The organism is Streptomyces sp. NPDC002328 (assembly GCF_042890065.1).
In the GTDB taxonomy this organism is placed as follows: Bacteria; Actinomycetota; Actinomycetes; order Streptomycetales; family Streptomycetaceae; genus Streptomyces.
Genome location: NZ_JBIARQ010000003.1, coordinates 365,160 through 386,442 on the forward strand (window position 1 = coordinate 365,160; position 21,283 = coordinate 386,442).

The following is a 21,283-nucleotide window of genomic DNA, read 5'->3' on the forward strand; positions in this document are numbered from 1 at the left end:
GACAGCTGTCACCGAGGGCAGCTCATCGCGTGAGCGCCCCCTCCAGGAACGGCTCGATCGCCGTCCGCCACGCCTCCGGCTGGTCGTAGTGGACGAGGTGCCCGGCGTCCGCTACCTCGGCGTACTCCCCGCGCGGCAGCACCCGGACCATCTCCTGGGCCTCCGCGCGCCCCAGCTCGCCGTCGAGGCCGCGCACCACGAGGGCGGGGCACCGCACCTGGGTGAGCTCCTCCCAGTGGGCGTCGAAGACCCATGTCTCGCGGGACTTCAGCATCTGCTCGGGCTCGAAGACGGGCCGCCAGCCGTGGGCGGACTCGTGCATCACCTCGGCGTAGAACTCGCCCCGCGCCGGGTTGGGGCGCTCCACCCAGGGGTCGTCCTCGCCGAACCACTTGCGGACGTCGGCGAGGGTGGCGAAGGGAACGGGCCAGGACTTGAACCAGTCGGCCCACTCGCGCTGCGAGGCCGCGCCGAGCGCGGAGGCCCGCATGTCGCAGATGACCACCCCGGCGATCAGGTCGGGGCGCTTGGCGGCCAGCTGCCAGGCGGTGAGCGCGCCCATGGCGTGCCCGATGAGGACGGCGGGGGCGAGGCCGAGCTGTTCGAGGGCGGCCTCGGCGTCCTCGACGTACGCCTCGCGGGTGTAGGCGGCGGCCTGCGGGGGTTTCTCGCTCTGGCCGTGGCCGCGCTGGTCGAGGGCGATGGCGCGATGCCGTTCGGCCAGCCAGCGGGCGGTGGACGCCCAGTGCGAGGCGCGGCCCATCAGGCCGTGCAGTAACAGGACACCGGGGCCGCGCTCCTGCGGGTGCGTGCCCGGGTGGCTGTCCGTGTCGCGGCCCGTGTCGCTGCCCGTGCCCGCCGCGGCGCCGGAGCCGGTTCCCCCACTCCGTCTCGCCGCCGCTGCCGTCGCCGCTCCCCCTTCCGCGGACGGGGCCGGAATCAAGGGTTCCGACCCGTTGTCCGCGGGGTCGCCCTTGGGCGGATCACCGAACTCCCAGGCGGCCAGGCGTACGCCGCCCGCCCCGGTCACGTCGATGCGTCGCGCCATAGGTCTGGCACCCCCCTAGCTCCGCTCGGACCCCTCGCTCCCGCTCGAGCCGCCGGGTCCGGTCACGCCTCGTGTCTGCCGTCGTTCCGCTGTGCTGCCGCTGCCTACCCTCACGCATCACCGTGCGCGCCGTCATTCACTCCGTCATGCGCACTTTATCGAATGCCTATTCGAAAATTGGTTCTTCCGCGGGCAACACCCCTCGTTCGAGTGACCTCGCTCAAGGAATGATCGCCGCCACCGAGGGGAGATCTTCAGCGGGAGGCGGACCGCTCGGGGAAAACGGTCCGAGGGGACTGACCCTGAGAGCTCGGGGCTCCGGGTCAGAACAGGGGAGGACAGGCCCCGGCGCCGCACGGCGCCGGGGCCCTCCTGTCGACTGCGGCACATCATCCCGCCCCCTCAGGTCATATGCCTCACGCGACAGCGTGGCACGCGCAGCGCCGACGCGCTGCGATTCGACACAGGGAATCCCGGATTCGACGACATCGACCGGAGCCTCAACAGCCCCTGGAGCATCAGGAGTTGAACAAGGCTCAGCACTCGGCCCGACGGCCGGGCCGTCAGTCGATCACCGACAGATCAACAGTGGATCAACGGCGTCTCAACGCTTGGCGACGAAGACGTGCGAGGCGACGTCCGACTCCAGCTCGGCCGCCTCCCCCCCGCTGCCCACCAGCACGCCGCCGGCCGACTCGGTCACGCTCACGACCGAACCGGGCTGCACTCCGGCGCGCCGCAGCGTGTACATCAGCTGCGCGTCCGTCTGGATCGGCTCGCCGATGCGGCGGACGACGACGGTCTTGCCCTCCAGGCCCGGGTCGAGGTCCGCGAGGGACACCATTCCCTCGTCCAGGAACGGGTCGGCGCCGTCCTTCTCGCCCAGCTCCTCCAGCCCCGGGATGGGGTTGCCGTACGGCGACTCGGTGGGGTGCCGCAGCAGTTCGAGCACACGGCGCTCGACCGCCTCGCTCATCACGTGCTCCCAGCGGCACGCCTCGGCGTGGACCTGCTCCCACTCCAGGCCGATCACGTCGACGAGGAGACACTCGGCGAGGCGGTGCTTGCGCATCACGCGCGTGGCGAGACGGCGGCCCTCGTCGGTCAGCTCCAGATGCCGGTCGCTGGCCACGGAGACCAGACCGTCGCGCTCCATGCGCGCCACCGTCTGGCTCACCGTCGGCCCGCTCTGGTCGAGCCGCTCGGCGATCCGGGCGCGCATGGGGACCACACCTTCCTCCTCCAGCTCGAGGATGGTGCGGAGATACATCTCCGTGGTGTCGATCAGTCCGGACATACGTGCCCCTCGATTAGCTCTGCCGAAGGCTGGACGGCTCCCGGCGCGTGCGCTGGCCCTGGATTCAATTCTGCCGGATACCACTGACAACCGTGCCGCCCCGCAGAAACGAGAACCTCCCATCCGCTTCCGCCCCGCTCCCCACCGGACGGAAACCCCTTCCACCACCGGCTCACGGCGGCCCGGCGAACGCCCGAACCACCGCCCCGCGGGCGCTTGCCGAGCCCCGCCCCGGAGCCACGGCGAGACCGACCGACCCGTTTCCCGGCCCCCGCACCCGACCGGCCCCCACCGTATTGACACCGCACTGGTCCAGACCGCACCGTGATCCGCGACACGCGCCACCGCACCCTGAACCCCCGCACCCCCGCGCGCGTCCGTCCCTCACAGGCACACCGAACACGGCAAAGGGGCCCTTCGGATGAGCGACCGCACGCCCGCCGCCCGGTTCTTCGACGCGGCGATCGCCCTCCTCCAGCGCGCCCGCGACGAGGAGGCGGAGGCCGTCCAGGCCGCGGGGGCGCTCCTCGCCGACACCGTCGCCTCCGGCGGACGCCTCTTCGCCTTCGGCGCGGGCCACTCCTCCCTGGCCGCCCAGGACGTCGTCTACCGCGCCGGCGGCCTCGCCCTGATGAACCTGCTCGCCGTCCCGGGCGTCGTGGGCGTGGACGTCGTCCCCGCCACCCTCGGCTCGGCCCTGGAACGCGTCGACGGCCTCGCGGCGGCCGTCCTGGACACCTCGCCGGTCCGCGCGGGCGACGCCCTGGTGATCGTCTCCCTCTCGGGCCGCAACGCCCTCCCCGTGGAGATGGCGCTGAACGCCCGCGCCCTCGGCGTGAAGGTCATCGGCGTGACCTCGGTGGCGTACACCGCGGAGACGAAGTCCCGGCACGTCTCGGGGACGTTCCTCAAGGACCACTGCGACCTCGTCCTGGACTCGAAGATCGCGGTCGGGGACGCCGAGCTGACCCTCGACACCGTCCCGGCGCCCTTCGCGCCCGCCTCCACCGTCGTCACCGCGGCCCTGCTCCAGGCCGTCATGGCGACGGCCGCCGCCTCCCTGGCGGAGCGAGGCATCGAGCCGCCGCTGCTGCGCTCCGGCAACGTGGACGGCGGGCACGAGTGGAACGGACGCGTCATGGAGGAGTACCGGGACCGGATCTTCTACCGTCACTGAACGGAACCGGCCGACGGCCACTCTCTTCCGGCCGCCCGACCCCGCTTCAGCCGACCCCGCCCCCTCCGTCCTCGCCCGCCCCCGCGACCCCCGCCAGATCCAGCGCCCCCGCGATCCGCACGGCCACGTCCTCCGCGTACGTCGCGTCGGACCGTTCGAACGTGCTGCGTCCCGCGCCTCGCAGGAAGGTCACGACGCCCAGCGTGCGCCCCCGGCTGCGCAGCACCGCGCACAGCGCGTGGACCGTGTCCTCGGGCCACTGACGCGCGCGTGCCCACTCGCGCGCCTGCTCCGCCGCCACCGTCCCCGCGGACGCCCGCACCGAACCGGCCCGCGCCACGCACTGGAGGGCCGGATGGCCGTCGGCGTAGCGCACGGGCAGCCCCGCGTGCCCGGTGAGCGCGCTGGGGCCGGGCCCGCCCGACGGCGTGGCCGCGATCCGCACCAGGCGCTGCGGCCCGCCGCCAGCGCTCCCGCTCCCGCCCCCGCTCGCCTCGCCGTCGGCCGCGGGCACGCCCGCGACACGGTCGATCACGGCGTGGTCGGCGAACCCGGCGAGCGCGAAGTCGAGATGCACGGTCGCCGCCTCCGCGGCGTCCTCGCACTCGGCGGCCGCGCGGGACGCACGGTGCAGCTGGTTGGAGCGGAAGCGCAGCAGCGCGGCCTCCTGCTCGCCCAGCTTGGCCTCGGTGACGTCCTGGAACAGCCAGCCCACTCCCAGCGGGACCGGCTCCTCCGCGAGCGGCGACGCCAGCCGCAGGAACCCGCTCCGCCAGCAGCGCCGCTTCTCGCCGTCCGGGGTGCGCACCCCGACCCACATCTCGGCGGGGGCGGGCGGAGCGCCCTCGGCGAGGACGTGCGTCAGCGCGTTCTCCAACTCCTCCACGCCGCGCGTGAGCAGCTCGCCCAGCGGGCGGCCCAGGACCGTCGTGCGGCCCGTGCCGAGCGCGCGGGCGGCGTGCGCGTTGACGACGGCGGGGCGCAGGTCGGCGTCGACGAGGACGACGCCCCAGGACGCGTCCTCGAACAGCGCCTCGCTGAGCGCGATGGAACGCTCCAGGTCGATCTGCGCGTGCACCTCGCTGAACGCGCAGTACAGCCCGGCCGGCTTGCCGTCGGGGCCGCGGACGGCGGCGGACTGGGTGCGGACGAGGACCCGGCCGCCGTCCTTGGTCAGCAGCGCGAACTCGTGCACCTGCCGGCCCGGCGCGTGCATGGCGGACATGAGCCGGCCCTCGACCTCGCCCGCGTCCGCCTCGCGGACCGCCCAGCCGGCGAAGCCGCGACGCCCCACGGCCTCCTCCGCGCTCCAGCCGAGGATGCGCTCGGCCTCGCGGTTCCAGTGGGTGACGACCCCGTCGGCGTCGAAGGCGCACAGGGCCGCGTCCATCCCGTCGAGGAGCGCGGCGAGCAGGTCGGAGCCGCCCGGGCCCTCCGGGCCGGGCCGCTCGGGCTCGTCCGGTCCCAACTCGTCGGTGGTCCCACTACGCCGGGAAGCACTCACCTGGACCCCCTGCAGGTTCGCTCACGTGCCCTCATTCAACTCGAACGTGACGCAGCGCACATATGGTTCCCGCAACATTGCAGAGGAATCGTTGTACCCGGGACGCCACCCGCTATGCACCCGTCGCGGTCAGCCGCAGGTCGACCCACACGTCACTCTCGCCGTCCAGCACGTACCGCTCGGTCTCGACGAACCCGCGCGCGAGCGCGAACCGCAGGCCGTCCTCGTTGGCCGCGAGCACGCACGTCTCGACCATCTCGGCGCCGAGCACGCGCGCGTGGGCGAGCGCGCGGTCGTAGAGGGCGGCGCCGTACCCGCGCCGACGGTGGGCGGGCAGCACGCGCGCGATGACGGTGGCCACCGCCTCCCCGCTCCCGTCGCCGCTCTCGCTCCCGCTCCCCGGCGGGCGCACGGTCGTGCAGCCGACGAGGACGTCGCCGACGTAGGCGTTCTCCAGCCGGTAGCGCTCGGCACGCGCGCGTACCTCTTCGAGGGAGAGGGCGGCCGGCGGCACGATCACGTTGTGGACGTGCCGCCACTGCTCCAGCATGGCCTCGCCCGCGACGGGCTCCGTCCGCAGGTCGTCACTTCGAAGATCAGTCACCCCGGCAGCGAACCGTGCGCCCCCGCGCCCGTCAACATCTGCAAAAAACACTTGAGCCCGGTCGACCGGGTTCTTAGTGTGGTGCCACTTCTGAAGGGAGGTGGTTCGGCAGATGTATGACAACCGGACGGAAGAGGTGGCTGCGGGCTAGCGGCCCGTCGTCAAACTCGGTTCGGCGCCGGGCCAGCGTGTGTGAGACGCGCGCAGCCGGCCAATCCAACGCAGTCACCCGACCCGCGAGTCGCCGGTACGTCCGGCCGGCCCCTCCACTGGAGGACCAGACTCGCGGGTCGCCTGCGTTCGTGACCGCCCCGGGGGGGCGGTGTCGGTGGACGGTGTCGGTGCGCGGTGCCGGTGGGCGGCGTCAGTGGACGATGTCCCCGAAGCCCTCGATCTCGCGCGGGCCGCGGACGCCCGGGCCGATGTAGCGGGCCGAGGGGCGCACGAGGCGGCCGGTGCGCTTCTGTTCGAGGATGTGGGCCGACCAGCCGGCCGTGCGGGCGCAGGTGAACATCGACGTGAACATGTGCGCCGGGACCTCGGCGAAGTCCAGGACGATGGCCGCCCAGAACTCGACGTTGGTGGCGAGGACGCGGTCGGGCCGGCGGGCGTGGAGCTCGGCCAGGGCGGCCTTCTCCAGGGCCTCGGCGACCTCGAAGCGGGGGGCGCCCAGTTCGCGGGCGGTGCGGCGCAGCACGCGCGCGCGGGGGTCCTCGGCGCGGTAGACGCGGTGACCGAAGCCCATGAGGCGTTCGCCCTTGTCGAGGGCCTGCTTGACGTAGGCGTCGGCGTCGCCCGTGCGCTCGATCTCCTCGATCATGCCGAGCACGCGGGAGGGCGCGCCGCCGTGGAGCGGGCCGGACATGGCACCGACGGCTCCGGAGAGGGCGGCGGCGACGTCGGCACCGGTGGAGGCGATGACGCGGGCGGTGAAGGTGGAGGCGTTCATGCCGTGCTCTGCGGCCGAGGTCCAGTAGGCGTCGACGGCGGCCACGTGCTTGGGGTCGGGCTCGCCGCGCCAGCGGATCATGAAGCGTTCGACGACGGACTGCGCCTTGTCGATCTCGCGTTGCGGAACCATGGGGCGGCCCTGACCGCGGGCGGACTGGGCGACGTAGGAGAGGGCCATGACGGCGGCGCGGGCGAGGTCCTCGCGGGCCTGCTCGGCATCGATGTCGAGGAGCGGCTTGAGGCCCCACACGGGGGCGAGCATGGCGAGGGCGGACTGGACGTCGACGCGGATGTCGCCGGAGTGGACGGGGATGGGGAAGGGCTCGGCGGGCGGCAGGCCGGGGTTGAAGGCGCCGTCGACGAGCAGGCCCCAGACGTTGCCGAAGGAGACGTGGCCGACAAGGTCCTCGATGTCGACGCCCCGGTAGCGGAGGGCGCCGCCCTCCTTGTCCGGTTCGGCGATCTCCGTCTCGAACGCGACGACTCCTTCGAGCCCGGGTACGAAGTCGGACATCAGGCGGCTCCTCGTTGATGTGTTCGACGGCGGGGTCGGCGGATCCACGGTCCTGAAGGGGACTCGCGGTCCTGGGGGGTCATCCCGGTGATGCCCCGTGCGGCGGCGGGTCACCCCACCGGGACGGCATCCGCACCCCGAGACGGCATCTGCACCATATCCCCGGGTGTCACCTTTGGGGAGCCCTTACGGCACTCAGTGCCACCTCCTGTGGGGTGGTCCGTCGGGGTCATACGGCAGGATGACCATTTGACATCCTCCCCACCCTGAAGGGGAGGGGATTCCTGGCTCAGGCTGCCTCCGGGAGCAGCGCTCCCGGAGGTCTTACGCCCTCGGCACCAGCCGGGTCGAGACCAGCCCGGACGAGCATCACACGGGCGGAGTTCTTGTCCCGTGGGGACGCGTGTCCGCATGCGGTGCAGGTGTAGGTACGTTCCGAAAGAGGAAGTGCGTGCTTGGTTCTCGCTCCGCACGATGCGCAGTCCATTGTGGTGTGCGCGGGGTGCACGAGGCGGACGTCCCGCCGGTGCTTGCGACCCATCTCGATCAGGGCCGTCTTGGTGGCGCTGATCGCGGCGTCCGCCGCCTTGCGGGCCATGGTGGAGTTCGCGAGGAACTTCGGCCGGAAGTCCTCCACGGCAATGGCATCGTGGTCGCGGACAACGCGCTTGGCCCACTTGCGGGCGGTGTCCTGCCGTTGCCGGGCGACTTTCTTGTACAGCTTCGCGGTCTGCTGCTGTGCCTGGCGGTAGCCCTTGGACGCGGCCTGCCCCTTGGCGGGGCGGCGGCGGGCCATCATCCGCTGGTAGCGGGCGAGACGCCGTGCCGCGCGCTTGCCGTGTTCGGCGTGCGGGAGGTCGTGCGCGTCGGATGTGGTGGTGGCGGTCTCCTTCACGCCCCAGTCCACGCCGAGGGCGGCGCCGGTGGCGGGGAGGGGTTGGGCTTCGGTGGCGACGACGAACGACGCGTACCAGTGGCCCACCGCGTCGCGGTATACGCGCACCGAGGACGGGACAGCGGGGAGTTCGCGGGACCACACCACCGTCAGGCTGATGCCGCCCGCGAGGTGGAGGCGGCCGTCCTTCAGCCGGAACCCGCGCTGGGTGTAGTTCAGCGTAGGCAGCGCCTCGCGCTTCTTCTTCGTTCGGGGCATGCCCGCGCGCTGCCGCATCGGCAGGCGCTTGTCGATGTCCTTCAGCGCCTTGGACCGGGACGTGGCGAAGTCGCGGATGACCTGTTGCTGCGGCACCGAAGCGCCGTCACGGAGCCACGGTGTCCGGGCGCGCGCCTCGGTCAGCATCTTGTCGAGTTGCGCCGGGCCGCACGTCAGCTTGTCGCACGGGTTGGCCTTGTTGCGGGCGTGCGCCTGGCGGGACTTGGTCACGGCCTCATTCCACACCCAGCGGCACCGGCCCCACTCGGCGAGCAGGAGCGTGCGGGCGGTCGACGACACGCGGAGCCGGTAGGTGTACCGGGCACGCCCAGTATCCTCCGAAACCTTCTGTCGTGTCGTCATAGTGTCAATCTACCACTCGGCAAGAGTCGGCAAGCCACTATTCTGGAGTCATGGATGAAGAGAAACGCATCACCCTCCGTCTGCCCGCACAGCTGCACGAGTGGCTTGCCGCTCAGGCCAGGTCCGCTCGCCGGTCCCTCAACTCCGAGATCGTCTACCGGCTGGAGGCCGAACGCGACGCCGCCGCGGCAGACGCCGAATCGCCCTGACGGCGATTCGGCTTTCCCTGCCCCGCTCCGCAGGTACCCGATTCCTCCCCGGCCTGAAGGCCGGGGCAACCTCGGAGGAACCCGGTGAACGCCGCAGACTCCTCCTCCCCCGACCCCGCCTCGATGCGCAAGCAGTACCGGGCCGAGGGCCTCGCCGAAGCCGATCTGGCCGCCACGCCGGTCGAGCAGTTCGCGCGCTGGTTCAAGCAGGCGGCGGCGGAGGCTCACCTGTTCGAGCCGAACGCGATGGTCGTCTCGACGGCGGACGCCGAGGGGCGGCCCAGTTCCCGCACGGTGCTGCTGAAGCACTTCGACGAGCGGGGCTTCGTCTTCTACACCAACTACGACTCCCGCAAGGGCCGCGACCTCGCCGAGAACCCGTACGTCTCGTTGCTCTTCCCGTGGCATCAGATGGCACGGCAGGTCATCGTGCGCGGCGTGGCCCGGCGCACGGGGCGCGATGAGACCGCCGCGTACTTCCGCACCCGGCCGCACGGCTCCCAGCTCGGCGCCTGGTCCAGCGCCCAGTCCTCGGTGATCGCCGGCCGCGCCGACCTGGACGCCTCGTACGCCGAGCTGGCGGCCCGCTATCCGGAGGGCGACCAGGTCCCGGTGCCGCCCCACTGGGGCGGCTTCCGGGTGGTGCCCGAGTCGGTCGAGTTCTGGCAGGGGCGGGAGAACCGCCTGCACGACCGCCTGCGCTTCGCCGCGGAGCCGGACGGCAGCTGGCGGGTGGAGCGCCTCAGCCCCTGAGCGTCCCGGGACGCCCGCGGGTGCGCCCAGCGCGTCTGCTGGTCAGCCCAGCACCTCGTCCAGCAGTGTCGCCCACTGGGCGACGACCCGTCCGCGGCGGGCGGTGTCGTCGGTGAGGAGGTTGGCGAGGCCGAGGCCCCGGGCCATGTCCAGAAGACCCTGGACGGTTTCGCGGGCGCCGGGGCGCGATTCGTCGGCGGCGAGCAGCTGGACGGCGATGCGGTGGGTCTCGCGGCCGACGCGGGCTTCCAGTTCGGTGACGCGGGGGCGGAGCTGCTCCTCGTCGGAGGCAGCGACCCACAGGTGGAGGGCGGCGCGGAAGAGGGGCCCGGTGTAGAGGTCGACCAGGGCGGCCACCACGGCGTGGCGGTCGCCCGCCGCGCCGTCGGGGAACAGGGCCCGCAGGGCGGTGGAGCGTTCCTCGGCGACGTATTCGACGGCGGCGGTGAAGAGGTCCTCGCGGGTGGGGAAGTGGTGCTGGGCCGCGCCCCGGGAGACGCCGGCGCGTTCGGCGACGACGGAGACCGTGGAGCCCGCCCAGCCGTGTTCGGCGAGGCAGGCCACGGCGGCTTCCAGGAGCCGCTGCCGGGTGGCCCGGCTGCGGTCCTGTTTGGGCGCGCGGTCGCCCGGGACACGGTCGGCCGTGGTCACAGCACCCATGCGGGCTCCCGTCGTTCGAGGAAGGCCGTCATCCCCTCGCGTGCGTCGGGCTGGGAGAACAGCGAGGCCGAGAGTCTGTCCATCTCGCCCGCGTCCTCGATGAAGGCCTGAAGAACCTTAGCCGTGAGCAGCTCCTTCGTCCTGGCCAGGGCTTCGGGGGCGGCCCGGCGCAGGCCGTCGAGCACAGGGGTGAGGGCCTCGTCGGGGTCGGGGCCGTCGGCGGCGGTCGTGACCAGGCCGATGCGGGCCGCCTCCGGTGCACGGAAGGTCTCGCCGGTGAGGCAGTAGCGGGCCAGGGCGCGCGGGTCGACGCGGGGCAGCAGCGGCAGCGAGATGACGGCTGGCGCGACGCCGATGCGGACCTCGGTGAACGCGAAGGTCGCCGTGTCGGAGGCGACGGCGATGTCGCAGGCGCCGAGCAGTCCGAGGCCGCCCGCCCGTACGTGGCCGGCGACGCGGGCCACGACGGGCTTGCGCAGTCTGACGATCCGCTCCAGCAGCCCGGTGAGGGCCTCGGCGGGCGGCGGGTCGCGCAGGTCGGCCCCCGCGCAGAAGGTGTTCCCGGTGTGCGTGAGCACCACGGCGCGTACGTCGAGGTCCTCGCCGCACCGCTTCAGCGCGTCGGTCAGTTCGGCCACGAGCGCGCGCGACAGGGCGTTGCGGGTGTCGGGTGAGTCGAGGCTGAGGGTCTCGACGCCCCGCGCGCGCGTGCGGCCGATCAGCGATGTCATGCGGGTTCCTCCCTGAGCTGCCGGCGCAGGATCTTCCCGGAGGCGGCGCGCGGCACGGCGTCGATGAAGGTGACGTGGCGGACGCGCTTGTACGGGGCGACCCGTTCGGCGACGTACATGGCGACCTCCCCCTCGGAGAGGCCGGTGGCGGTGGGCTGGCGGACGACGTAGGCGTGGGGCGCCTCGTTGCCGTCGTCGTCGTAGCGGCCGATGACGGCGGCGTCCGCGATGCCGGGGTGGGTGAGCAGCAGCGCCTCCAGTTCCGCGGGGGCGACCTGGAAGCCCTTGTACTTGATGAGTTCCTTGACCCGGTCGACGACGAAGAGCCAGCCGTCCTCGTCGACGCGGCCTATGTCACCGGTGTGCAGCCAGCCGTCGGCGTCGATCATGGCGGCGGTGGCGTCGGGACGGCCCAGGTAGCCCTTCATGACCTGGGGACCGCGGATGAGGATCTCGCCGGGCTCGCCGACGCCGAGGTCCTTGCCGGGGTCGTCGAGGGAGACGACGCGCATCTCGGTGCCGGCGATGAGCCGGCCGACGGTGCCCGCGGGGGCGTCGCTCATGGCGGCGAGCGGGACGACATGGGTGCCGGGCGACAGTTCCGTCATGCCGTAGGCCTGGCCGACGGGCGGCAGGTTCAGACGCTTCGAGCAGGCGGCGGCGAGGGCGGCGTCCAGGGGCGCGGCGGCGCTGATGACGTACTGGAGCGTGGTCAGGTCGTACCGGGCGACCGCCGGGTGCTTGGCGAGGGCGAGGACGATCGGCGGGGCGACGTACAGGCCGGTGATGCGGTGGTTCTGGATGGCCGCGAGGAACGTCTCCAGGTCGAAGCGGGGCAGCACGACGACGGTCGCCCCCGTGCGCAGGGGCGCGTTCATCAGTGCGGTCAGGCCGTAGATGTGGAAGAAGGGCAGGACGGCGAGGATGCGGTCGCCGGGGCCCGCGGAGATCGCCGGTTCGAGCTGGGCCAGGTTGGTGGCGATCTGACGGTGCGTGAGCATGACGCCCTTGGGGACGCCGGTGGTGCCGGAGGAGTACGGCAGGGCCGCCACGTCCTGCGCCGGGTCGACGGCGATGTGCGGCTCGGGGGCCGCCGAGGCGAGCATGTCGATGAGCGAGCGGTGCCCGGAGGCGCTGTCGCAGACGAAGATCTCCTCGACCCCGCCCGCGAGTTCGGCGGCCCGCCGGGCGGTCTCCAGCAGCGGCGAGACGGTGACGATCCAGCGGGCGGCCGAGTCGTCGAGCTGCTTGGCGAACTCCTCGGCGGTGACGAGCGGGTGCACGGTGGTGACCGTGGCCCCCGCGCGTGTGGCGGCGTAGAACGCGATCGGGAAGGCGACCGTGTTCGGGCTGTGCAGGGCGAGCACGTCGCCCTTGCGGACGCCGGCCTCCGCGAGCGCGGCGGCGACGCGCCGGTGGAAGCGGTCCAGCTGCTCGTACGTGAGGGTGGTGCCGTCGGTGCCGTCGACGAGGGCCGGCCGGTCGCCGAACTCGGCGGCCCGGCCGAGGACGGCGTCGTGGATGGGCAGGTCTACGGGCGGGACGTCTGCGTACTCGCTGCGGAACATGGTTCCTCCTCGCGCGACGGGCGCCGCGACGGGCACGACACCGTGCTGATCAGTACGACTTGGGCAGACCCAGGGTCTGGTGGGAGACGTAGTTGAGAATCATCTCCCGGCTCACCGGGGCAATACGAGCCACGCGTGCGGCCGTTATCAACCGGGCGAGGCCGAACTCACGGGTGAGGCCGTTGCCGCCGAGGGTGTGGACGGCCTGGTCGACCGCCTTCACACAGGCCTCCCCCGCCGCGTACTTCGCCATGTTGGCGGCCTCGCCCGCGCCGGCGTCGTCGCCCGCGTCGTACAGGTGGGCCGCCTTCTGCATCATCAGACGGGCCAGTTCGAGGTCGATGTGGGCCTGGGCGAGGGGGTGCGCGATGGCCTGGTGGGCGCCGATGGGGGTCTTCCAGACGGTGCGGTCGCGCGCGTACTCGATCGCCTTCGTCAGCGCGTGACGGCCCATGCCGATCGCGAAGGCGGCCGTCATGATGCGTTCCGGGTTGAGGCCGGCGAACAGCTGGAGCAGGCCCGCGTCCTCGTCGCCGACGAGGGCGTCGGCGGGCAGCCGGACGTCGTCGAGGACCAGCTCGAACTGCTTCTCCTCGCTCTGGAGCTCCATGTCGATCTTGCGGCGGGTGAAGCCGGGCGCGTCCCGCGGGACGATGAACAGGCAGGGCTTCAGCCGGCCGGTGCGGGCGTCCTCCGTGCGGCCGACGACGAGGGTCGCGTCCGCGATGTCCACGCCGGAGACGAACACCTTGCGGCCGGTGAGCAGCCAGTCCGTGCCGTCGCGGCGGGCCGTGGTCGTGATGCGGTGGCTGTTGGAGCCGGCGTCGGGCTCCGTGATGCCGAAGGCCATGAGGCGGGAGCCGTCCGCGAGGGAGGGCAGCCACTGCTGTTTCTGGGCTTCGGTGCCGAAGCGGGCGATGACCGTGCCGCAGATCGCCGGGGAGACGATCATCATGAGGAGGGGGTTGCCGGCGGTGCCGAGCTCTTCGAGGATGAGCGAGAGTTCGGTGATGCCGCCTCCGCCGCCGCCGTATGCCTCCGGCAGGTTGACGGAGATGTAGCCGAGCTTGGCTGCTTCCTGCCAGAGGGTCCGGTTTCCCGCGTCGGGATGGTCCTTGGCGAAGGCTGCGACTGCCTTGCGGAGGGCTTTGTGCTCTTCGGACTCGATGAGGTCGGTCACTGTGGCTCCTTCGTGTGCGGCATCGTCGTGGCTGATCGCGATCGCGCGGCAGAGCCGCATATCGACACGGCCCCGCGCCCCTTCAAGGTTGGTTGCTCTCAACCACCGCCAAGAGCGCCCCGAGCTGCACCTGTTGTCCTTCCGTCACTTGCAGGGCTGTCACCGTGCCCGTTGTCGGGGACGCGATGACGTGTTGCATCTTCATCGCTTCGAGCCAGACCAGCGGTTCGCCGGTTCGGACACTCGATCCGGTGATGAGACCGTCCGCGACCTTGACGACCGTGCCCGGCATGGGGGCCAGGAGGGAGCCGGGGGCGCGTTCGGCGGTCGGGGCGGGGAAGCGGGGCAGGGCCGTGAGGGTCGTGGCGTTGACGTGGACCTGGTCGCCGTACCTGGCGACCTCGAACCGGCGGCGGACGCCGCCCGCTTCCAGGACCACCAGGTCCGCGCCGGCGTGCACGACCCGCACGCCGTCCGCCGTCAGACCGTCCCGGGTGTGGTGGTAACGGACCTCGTGCTCCGCGCCGCCGACCGCGTACCGCCTGATCTGCGGCTGGGACGGCAGGTTGCGCCAGCCGCCGAAGCGGGAGCGGCCGTGCGCCTCGGCGAGGGCCGCCGCGAGCGGGGCGTACGGATCCGGGGCCGGCTCGGTGAGCGAGGCGAGGTGGCGGTCGTAGAAGCCTGTGTCCATGCGGGCGGAGGCGAACTCCTCGTGGCGCAGGGAGCGGACGAGGAGGTCGCGGTTGGTGGCGGGGCCGTGGATCGTCGCCCGCTCCAGCGCGGCGGCCAGCGCGCGGATCGCCTCCGCGCGCGTGGGGGCGTGGGCGACGGCCTTGGCGAGCATCGGGTCGTAGTGCACGCCGATCGTGTCGCCGTCGGCGTAGCCGGTGTCCAGGCGGACGGCGTCCGGGACGTCGAGGCGGTGCAGGACCCCGGTCTGCGGCGTCCAGCCGGCCGCCGGGTCCTCGGCGTAGAGGCGGGCCTCCACGGCGTGGCCGCGCGCGCGTGGGGGTTCGGGGGCGAGGGCGTGTCCTTCGGCGATCCGGATCTGCTCGGCCACCAGGTCCAGGCCGAACACCGCCTCCGTGACGGGGTGTTCGACCTGGAGGCGGGTGTTCATCTCCAGGAAGTGCGCCCGGCCGTCGGCGACGAGGAACTCGACGGTGCCCGCGCCGACGTAGTCCACGGCGCGGGCGGCCCGCACGGCGAGGGCCCGGATCTCCTCCGTGAGCGCGTCGGAGAGGCCGGGGGCCGGGGCCTCCTCGACGACCTTCTGGTGACGGCGCTGGAGGGAGCAGTCGCGCGTGCCGAGCGCCCACACCGTGCCGTGCGCGTCGGCGAGGATCTGCACCTCCACATGGCGGCCGTTCTCGACGTACGGCTCGACGAAGACCTCCCCGTCGCCGAAGGCGCTCGCCGCCTCGGCGCGCGCGGCCTCCAGAGCGCCGTCCAGGTCCGCCAGACGGCGTACGACGCGCATGCCGCGCCCGCCGCCGCCCGCGGCCGCCTTCACCAGCACCGGAAGGTCGGCGTCCGTCAACTCGTCCGCGCGCAGGGGGGCGAGGCCCATGAGCGCCTTGGCGCGCGTCTTGGACGCCATCGCCTCGATCGCCTCCGGCGGCGGCCCGATCCAGACCAGGCCCGCGTCCAGGACGGCGCGCGCGAAGTCGGCGTTCTCCGAGAGGAAGCCGTATCCGGGGTGCACGGCGTCCGCGCCCGCCGCCACCGCCGCCTTCACGATCAGGTCGGCCCGCAGATAGGTCTCGGCGGGGGACGCGCCCGGCAGGCGTACGGCCGCGTCGGCCACGCGTGCGTGGAGGGCGTTCTCGTCGGCGTCCGAGTGCACGGCGACCGTCCGGATGCCCGCCTCGCGGCAGGTGCGGAAGACGCGGCAGGCGATCTCGCCGCGGTTGGCGGCCAGCAGAGAAGTGATCACTGAGCAGTCCCTCACATCCGGAAGACGCCGAAGCCGCCGCGCGCACCCTCGTACGGCGCCGTGTGGACGGCCGACAGGCACATCCCGAGTACGGTGCGGGTGTCGCGCGGGTCGATGACGCCGTCGTCGTACAGCCGGCCCGACAGGAACATCGGCAGCGACTCCGACTCGATCTGCTGCTCCACCATGGCGCGCAGCGCGGCGTCCGCGTCCTCGTCGTAGGGCTGTCCCTTCGCGGCGGCCGACTGGCGGGCGACGATGGAGAGCACCCCGGCGAGCTGCTGCGGGCCCATGACGGCCGACTTGGCGCTGGGCCAGGCGAACAGGAAGCGCGGGTCGTAGGCCCGCCCGCACATCCCGTAGTGCCCGGCGCCGTACGACGCGCCCATGAGCACGGACAGGTGCGGCACGCGCGAGTTGGACACCGCGTTGATCATCATCGCGCCGTGCTTGATGATGCCGCCCTGCTCGTACTCCTTGCCGACCATGTAGCCGGTGGTGTTGTGCAGGAAGAGCAGCGGGATGTCCCTCTGGTTGGCGAGCTGGATGAACTGGGCGGCCTTCTGCGACTCCTCGCTGAACAGCACGCCCTGGGCGTTCGCCAGGATGCCGACCGGATAGCCGTGCAGGGCCGCCCAGCCGGTGACCAGGCTCGTCCCGTACAGCGGCTTGAACTCGTCGAAGTCGGAGGCGTCGACGATCCGCGCGATCACCTCGCGCGGGTCGAAGGGCGTGCGCAGATCGCCGGGCACGATCCCCAAAAGCTCTTCGGGGTCATACTTCGGAGGGACGGCCGGGCCGGGATCCTCGTACGCCTTGCGGTGGTTGAGGCGGGCCACCACGCGGCGTGCCTGCCGCAGCGCGTCCCGCTCGTCGACGGCGAAGTAGTCCGCGAGGCCCGACACGCGCGCGTGCATCTCCGCGCCGCCCAGCGACTCGTCGTCGCTCTCCTCGCCGGTGGCCATCTTCACCAGCGGCGGACCGCCGAGGAACACCTTCGCCCGCTCCTTGACCATGATCACGTGGTCGGACATGCCGGGAATGTACGCGCCCCCGGCGGTGGAGTTGCCGAAGACGACGGCGACGGTCGGGACGCCGGCGGCGGACAGCCGGGTCAGGTCCCGGAAGATCGCCCCGCCCGGGATGAAGATCTCCTTCTGGGAGGGCAGGTCCGCGCCGCCCGACTCCACCAGGCTGATGCACGGCAGCCGGTTGGCGAGCGCGATGTCGTTCGCCCGCAGGGCCTTCTTCAGCGACCACGGGTTGCTCGCGCCGCCGCGCACGCTCGGGTCGTTGGCCGTGATCAGGCACTCCACGCCCTCGACGACCCCGATCCCGGTGACGAGCGAGGCGCCGACCGCGTACTCGCTGCCCCACGCGGCCAGCGGCGACAGCTCCAGGAACGGCGTGTCGGGATCGAGGAGCAGTTCGATGCGCTCACGGGCGAGGAGCTTCCCGCGCGCGCGGTGCCGGGCGACGTACTTCTCGCCGCCGCCCGCCAGCGCCTTGGCGTGCTCGGCGGTCAGCTGGTCCAGCTTGGCGAGCATCGCCTCGCGGTGGGCGTGGAAGTCGGGGCCGTGGGGATCGAGGGCGGACGTCAGGACGGTCACAGGAGGGCCTCCGGGATGTCCAGGTGGCGGGAGCGCAGCCATTCGCCGAGGGCCTTGGCCTGCGGGTCGAAGCGGTGCCGGGAGGCGACGCCGGCGCCGAGGAGTCCCTCGACGACGAAGTTCAGCGCGCGCAGCTCGGGCAGGACGTGCCGGGTGACCGTGAGCCGGGCGCTCTCCGGGATCAGCTGCCGGAAGCGGTCCACGGTCAGCGTGTGGACGAGCCAGCGCCAGGCCTCGTCGGTGCGCACCCACACGCCGACGTTGGCGTCCCCGCCCTTGTCGCCGCTGCGGGCGCCGGCGACGAGCCCCAGGGGCGCCGCCCTCACGGGACCGGCCGGCAGGGGGTCGGGCAGCGGCGGTTCCGGCACGGCGTCCAGGTCGAGGGCGACGGACGCCGGGGGCACGGGCACGCGGCGTCCGTCGTCGAGGACGGCCGTGTGCTCCACGGTGTCCTGCGGGACGTACGCGGCCTCGAACACCCCGTAGGGGGAGCCCCTGCCGGGCGGGGCGAGGACGTGGAAGCCGGGGTAGCTCGCCAGCGCCAGTTCGACGGCCGCGCCGCTCAGCGCCCGTCCGACGGCGGCCTCGTCCGGGTCGCGGACGACGAGCCGGAGCAGCGCGCTCGCGGTCTCCTCGGTGTCGGCGTCGGCCCGGTCGGTGCGGACGAGTTCCCAGTCCACCTCCTGTGGACGGGACTTGGCGAACACCTCCCCCATCTGCTCCCGTACCAGCGCCGCCTTCGCCTCGATGTCGAGCCCGGTGAGCACGAAGACGACCTCGTTGCGGTGGCCGCCGAGCCGGCTGAGGCCGACCTTGAGGGTCGGCGGCGGGGCCTCACCGCGCACGCCGTCGATCCGCACCCGGTCCGGCCCCTCCTGGGCGAGCCGTACGGTGTCCAGGCGGGCGGTGACGTCCGGTCCCGCGTACCGGGCGCCGCCGGTCTCGTAGAGCAGTTGGGCGGTCACCGTGCCGACGTCGACGAAGCCGCCCGTCCCCGGGTGCTTGGTGATGACGCTGCTGCCGTCGGCGTGGAGCTCGGCGAGCGGGAAGCCGGGGCGGCGGACGTCGCCCGCGCGGAAAAAGGCGTGGTTGCCGCCGGTGGCCTGCGTCCCGCACTCCAGGACGTGCCCGGCGACGACGGCTCCCGCGAGCCGGTCGAAGTCCGTCGGGCCCCAGCCGAAGTGGGCGGCGGCGGGCCCGGTGACCAGGGCGGCGTCGGTCACGCGCCCGGCGACCACGACGTCCGCGCCCTCCTTCAGGCAGGCGGCGATGCCGAAGCCGCCGAGGTAGGCGTGGGCGGTGAGACTGTCGGGGTAGCGGGGTCCGAGGTCGTCGCCCTCGACGTGCGCGACGCGCACCGGGATGCCGAGCCGGTCCGCCAGCGTGCGCACGGCGTCGGCGAGAGCGGCGGGGTTGAGGCCGCCGGCGTTGGTGACGACGCGGACGCGGCGGTCGTGGGCGAGGCCGAGGGTCTCTTCGAGCTGGCGCAGGAAGGTGCGGGCGTATCCGGCGGAGGGGTCCTTCAGCCGGTCCCGGCCGAGGATCAGCATGGTGAGCTCGGCGAGGTAGTCCCCGGTGAGGACGTCGAGCTCACCACCGGTGAGCATCTCGCGAAAGGCGTCGAACCGGTCGCCGTAGAACCCGGAGGCGTTGCCAACACGCAACACGCTCACCGAGCCGACCCCTTTCCGGCGTCGCCCGCCTTCTGGGCGTCGCTGGCCTTTCCGGCGTCGTCCGGCTTCCCGGCGTCGCTTGCCTCTTCGGCCTCACTGGCCTTTTCGGCATCACCCGCCTGCGCGGCGTCGCTGGCCTTCCCGGCGTCGTCCGGCTTCCCGGTTTCGCTGGCCTTCTCGGCGTGGCCCGCCTGCCCGGCGTCGCTGGCCTTTCCGGCGTCGTCCGGCTTCCCGGCGTCGCTTGCCTCTTCGGCGTCACTGGCCTTTTCGGCATCACCCGCCTGCACGGCGTCGCTGGCCTTCCCGGCGTCGTCCGGCTTCCCGGCGTCGCCCGCCCCTTCGGCCTCGCCCGCCCTCCCCACGGCGTCCAGCACCCCCGTGTCGGCCGTCTTCGGCGCGCGGCCGGAGCCGGGTGGGCCCGCGAAGGCCTGTGCGATGTCCAGCCAGCGGTCGGCGTCGGGGCCCTCGGCGTGCAGGGCGAGGTCGGCGCGGTGGGCGCGCTGGGTGACGAGGCGGCAGAAGTCGAGGGCGGGGCCGGTGACGCGGTCCTCGGCGTCCTCGGGGCCGAAGACCCACAAGTCGCCCCCCGGACTGCGGAGTTCGACGCGGAACTCCTCGAACGGCACGGACATCCCGTGCACGCCGAAGGCGAAGTCGCGGGTGCGGACGCCGAGGCGGACGATGTGCCGGAGCCGGTCACTCGGCTCGGGCGCGACGCCCAACGCGTCCGCCACGTCCAGACCGTGCGCCCAGGTCTCCATGAGACGGGCGGTGGCCATGGAGGCGGCAGCCATGGGCGGGCCGTACCAGGGGAAACGCGCCCCCTCGTGAGCCGCCCGCAGGGCTTTCTGGAGGGCCTCACGCCCGTCCCGCCACTCCGCGAGCAACTCCGACGGGGGTTTGCGCGCCCCCTCCTCCGCGCCGTTGTCCACGAAGTCGCCGGGCGCGGTCAGCGCCTTCTCGACCTCGCGGGAGAAGGCGTCCTGGTCGGTCACCGCCAGCACAGAGGCACGGTCGGTCCAGGCGAGGTGCGCGATCTGGTGGGCGACGGTCCAGCCGGGGGCGGGCGTCGGAAGCGCCCACTGCTCCGACGTCAACTCGGCTACCAGCCGGTCGAGTTCGTCGCTCTCGGCACGCAGGTCGTCTAGCACGGGCGTGGGGTCGGCCATGGGGAGGAGCATGGCAGCGAGCCCTGAAACAAGCAAGCGTGCTTGCATTATTTAATGGGCGCACGCGTGTCGCACATGAGGCGTGACGCACACGCACGCGTGTCGCCCTCAGGCCTCCGGCGCGGTCTTCACCTTGCCCCGCCCCACCTGCGTCCGCACCGCGCCCATGCTCGCCGCGATGACCAGGGCGATCGCCGCGGCCTCCGTGGTGGTGAGCGCCTGGTCGAGGATCAGGAAGCCGGCCGCGGCGGCGAGGGCGGGCTCCAGGCTCATCAGGATGGCGAAGGTGGCGGCGGGGAGCTTGCGCAGGGCGAGCAGTTCGAGGGTGTACGGCAGGACGGAGGACAGGAGCGCCACCGCCGCCCCCAGCCCCAGCGTCACCGGGTCGAGCAACTTCGTGCCCGACTCGATCAGCCCCAGCGGCACGAACAGCAGCGCGCCCACCGCCATCGCCAGCGCCAGCCCGTCCGCCTGGGGGAAGCGGCGGCCCGTGCGGGCGCTGAAGACGATGTACGCCGCCCACATCGCGCCCGCGCCCAGCGCGAACGCCACGCCCAGCGGGTCGAGGCCGCCGAAGCCCCCGCCGCCGAGCAGGAACACGCCCGCGAGGGCGAGGCCCGCCCAGATCAGGTTGACCGCGCGCCGCGACGCCAGCACCGACAGGGCGAGCGGGCCGAGGACCTCGAGGGTGACCGCCGGGCCCAGCGGAATGCGGGCGACCGCCTGGTAGAAGAGGCCGTTCATCGCGGCCATCGTGACGCCGAAGACGACGACGGTCCCCCAGTCGGCCCGCGAGTGCCCGCGCAGCCGCGGCCGGCAGACGACGAGCAGCACCACGGCCGCCACCAGCAGCCGCAGCGCGACCACGCCCAGCGCGCCCGCCCTCGGCATCAGCGTCACCGCGAGCGCACCCCCGAACTGCACGGACACGCCCCCGGCGAGCACCAGCCCGACGGGCCCGAGGGATCCCCAGCGCCCACCCGGACCGGACTCGGCCGAAGCGCCCGGCCCAGCGGCGGCGGCTCGCGACGACGAGGTCGGTGTGGCGGCGGTGTCGGAGGTGCTCACGGGCGGTCCTGGGGGCTCGTCTCGGGAAGGCGTTCGTGCATCGCGCTGTACTGCCGAGTCCACGGTAATGGACTACGTCAGGAGTGTGAAGCGAATTGGCAACTGTCGCCGTGTC

At 72.8% G+C, this 21,283-nt stretch carries 17 protein-coding genes and 1 pseudogene; 3 read left to right on the forward strand and 15 right to left on the reverse strand.

Annotated elements, in window-relative coordinates; genetic code table 11:
- Positions 1-22: 22 nt before the first annotated feature.
- The gene (locus ACFYX4_RS11370) at positions 23-1,048 is read right to left on the reverse strand and encodes an alpha/beta fold hydrolase (RefSeq protein WP_389329609.1); all 1,026 of its coding nucleotides are present in this window, start codon (positions 1,046-1,048) and stop codon (positions 23-25) included.
- Between the two features lie 604 nt (positions 1,049-1,652).
- Complete coding sequence (locus tag ACFYX4_RS11375) at positions 1,653-2,345, reverse strand: metal-dependent transcriptional regulator (RefSeq protein ID WP_020130217.1); 693 nt, start codon at positions 2,343-2,345, stop codon at positions 1,653-1,655.
- Between the two features lie 421 nt (positions 2,346-2,766).
- Here ACFYX4_RS11375 and ACFYX4_RS11380 point away from each other — a divergent pair, with 421 nt between their 5' ends.
- Positions 2,767-3,522, forward strand: a complete 756-nt coding sequence (locus ACFYX4_RS11380; protein WP_389329612.1) for an SIS domain-containing protein — start codon at positions 2,767-2,769, stop codon at positions 3,520-3,522.
- A gap of 46 nt (positions 3,523-3,568) precedes the next feature.
- On the opposite strand, the gene ACFYX4_RS11385 is transcribed toward ACFYX4_RS11380, so the two are convergent.
- From ACFYX4_RS11385 to ACFYX4_RS11400, 4 genes are all read right to left on the reverse strand, one after another.
- Positions 3,569-5,026, reverse strand: coding sequence for a PAS domain-containing protein (locus ACFYX4_RS11385; RefSeq protein WP_389329615.1), 1,458 nt, complete (start codon positions 5,024-5,026; stop codon positions 3,569-3,571).
- Between the two features lie 112 nt (positions 5,027-5,138).
- Positions 5,139-5,630 (reverse strand): GNAT family N-acetyltransferase, encoded by a 492-nt coding sequence (locus ACFYX4_RS11390; protein ID WP_389329618.1) that lies wholly within the window; start codon positions 5,628-5,630, stop codon positions 5,139-5,141.
- Positions 5,631-5,994: 364 nt separating this feature from the next.
- Positions 5,995-7,095 carry a citrate synthase 2 gene (locus ACFYX4_RS11395; RefSeq protein ID WP_389329621.1) on the reverse strand — a complete coding sequence of 367 codons (1,101 nt, stop codon included), beginning with the start codon at positions 7,093-7,095 and terminating at the stop codon, positions 5,995-5,997.
- 289 nt (positions 7,096-7,384) lie between these two features.
- Complete coding sequence (locus ACFYX4_RS11400) at positions 7,385-8,611, reverse strand: RNA-guided endonuclease InsQ/TnpB family protein (protein ID WP_389329624.1); 1,227 nt, start codon at positions 8,609-8,611, stop codon at positions 7,385-7,387.
- Positions 8,612-8,661: 50 nt separating this feature from the next.
- Here ACFYX4_RS11400 and ACFYX4_RS11405 point away from each other — a divergent pair, with 50 nt between their 5' ends.
- Both ACFYX4_RS11405 and pdxH read left to right on the forward strand, forming a co-directional pair.
- Entirely contained in the window at positions 8,662-8,820 is a 159-nt protein-coding gene (locus ACFYX4_RS11405; RefSeq protein WP_389329627.1) for an Arc family DNA-binding protein, read from the forward strand.
- Positions 8,821-8,943: 123 nt separating this feature from the next.
- Positions 8,944-9,573, forward strand: a complete 630-nt coding sequence (gene pdxH, locus ACFYX4_RS11410; RefSeq protein WP_389330248.1) for a pyridoxamine 5'-phosphate oxidase — start codon at positions 8,944-8,946, stop codon at positions 9,571-9,573.
- Positions 9,574-9,615: 42 nt separating this feature from the next.
- Here the strand turns inward: pdxH and ACFYX4_RS11415 are convergent, their stop codons facing one another.
- The 9 genes and pseudogenes from ACFYX4_RS11415 to ACFYX4_RS11455 form a co-directional block, all read right to left on the reverse strand.
- Positions 9,616-10,233: a TetR/AcrR family transcriptional regulator gene (locus ACFYX4_RS11415; protein WP_389329630.1), complete on the reverse strand. Its 618-nt coding sequence runs from the start codon at positions 10,231-10,233 to the stop codon at positions 9,616-9,618.
- Positions 10,221-10,964 carry an enoyl-CoA hydratase family protein gene (locus ACFYX4_RS11420; protein WP_389329633.1) on the reverse strand — a complete coding sequence of 248 codons (744 nt, stop codon included), beginning with the start codon at positions 10,962-10,964 and terminating at the stop codon, positions 10,221-10,223. Before ACFYX4_RS11420 ends, ACFYX4_RS11415 begins: the two co-directional genes overlap by 13 nt.
- Positions 10,961-12,532 (reverse strand): 4-coumarate--CoA ligase family protein, encoded by a 1,572-nt coding sequence (locus tag ACFYX4_RS11425; protein WP_389329636.1) that lies wholly within the window; start codon positions 12,530-12,532, stop codon positions 10,961-10,963. The genes ACFYX4_RS11420 and ACFYX4_RS11425 overlap by 4 nt, the downstream gene beginning before the upstream one ends.
- Before the next feature lie 49 nt (positions 12,533-12,581).
- Complete coding sequence (locus ACFYX4_RS11430) at positions 12,582-13,712, reverse strand: acyl-CoA dehydrogenase family protein (RefSeq protein WP_389329639.1); 1,131 nt, start codon at positions 13,710-13,712, stop codon at positions 12,582-12,584.
- 82 nt (positions 13,713-13,794) lie between these two features.
- Positions 13,795-15,648 carry a biotin carboxylase N-terminal domain-containing protein gene (locus tag ACFYX4_RS11435; RefSeq protein ID WP_389329642.1) on the reverse strand — a complete coding sequence of 618 codons (1,854 nt, stop codon included), beginning with the start codon at positions 15,646-15,648 and terminating at the stop codon, positions 13,795-13,797.
- Positions 15,649-15,659: 11 nt separating this feature from the next.
- The gene (locus ACFYX4_RS11440) at positions 15,660-17,258 is read right to left on the reverse strand and encodes an acyl-CoA carboxylase subunit beta (protein ID WP_389329645.1); all 1,599 of its coding nucleotides are present in this window, start codon (positions 17,256-17,258) and stop codon (positions 15,660-15,662) included.
- A complete protein-coding gene (locus ACFYX4_RS11445) occupies positions 17,255-18,931 on the reverse strand; it encodes an acyclic terpene utilization AtuA family protein (protein ID WP_389329648.1) in 1,677 nt (558 codons plus the stop codon). The genes ACFYX4_RS11440 and ACFYX4_RS11445 overlap by 4 nt, the downstream gene beginning before the upstream one ends.
- A 389-nt stretch (positions 18,932-19,320) precedes the next feature.
- Positions 19,321-20,100 (reverse strand): annotated as a pseudogene (locus ACFYX4_RS11450) (TIGR03084 family metal-binding protein); the annotation flags it as partial.
- A gap of 108 nt (positions 20,101-20,208) precedes the next feature.
- Positions 20,209-21,168, reverse strand: a complete 960-nt coding sequence (locus ACFYX4_RS11455; RefSeq protein ID WP_389329651.1) for a DMT family transporter — start codon at positions 21,166-21,168, stop codon at positions 20,209-20,211.
- Positions 21,169-21,283: the final 115 nt, after the last annotated feature.

Excerpts from the sequence above, each read along its gene's own strand:
- ACFYX4_RS11415 (WP_389329630.1), bottom strand. The coding sequence starts at position 10,233 with ATGGGTGCTGTGACCACGGCCGACCGTGTCCCGGGCGACCGCGCGCCC.
- ACFYX4_RS11400 (WP_389329624.1), bottom strand. The coding sequence starts at position 8,611 with ATGACGACACGACAGAAGGTTTCGGAGGATACTGGGCGTGCCCGGTAC.
- pdxH (WP_389330248.1), top strand. The coding sequence starts at position 8,944 with ATGCGCAAGCAGTACCGGGCCGAGGGCCTCGCCGAAGCCGATCTGGCC.
- ACFYX4_RS11425 (WP_389329636.1), bottom strand. The coding sequence starts at position 12,532 with ATGTTCCGCAGCGAGTACGCAGACGTCCCGCCCGTAGACCTGCCCATC.
- ACFYX4_RS11395 (WP_389329621.1), bottom strand. The coding sequence starts at position 7,095 with ATGTCCGACTTCGTACCCGGGCTCGAAGGAGTCGTCGCGTTCGAGACG.
- ACFYX4_RS11420 (WP_389329633.1), bottom strand. The coding sequence starts at position 10,964 with ATGACATCGCTGATCGGCCGCACGCGCGCGCGGGGCGTCGAGACCCTC.
- ACFYX4_RS11380 (WP_389329612.1), top strand. The coding sequence starts at position 2,767 with ATGAGCGACCGCACGCCCGCCGCCCGGTTCTTCGACGCGGCGATCGCC.
- ACFYX4_RS11375 (WP_020130217.1), bottom strand. The coding sequence starts at position 2,345 with ATGTCCGGACTGATCGACACCACGGAGATGTATCTCCGCACCATCCTC.
- ACFYX4_RS11405 (WP_389329627.1), top strand. The coding sequence starts at position 8,662 with ATGGATGAAGAGAAACGCATCACCCTCCGTCTGCCCGCACAGCTGCAC.
- ACFYX4_RS11370 (WP_389329609.1), bottom strand. The coding sequence starts at position 1,048 with ATGGCGCGACGCATCGACGTGACCGGGGCGGGCGGCGTACGCCTGGCC.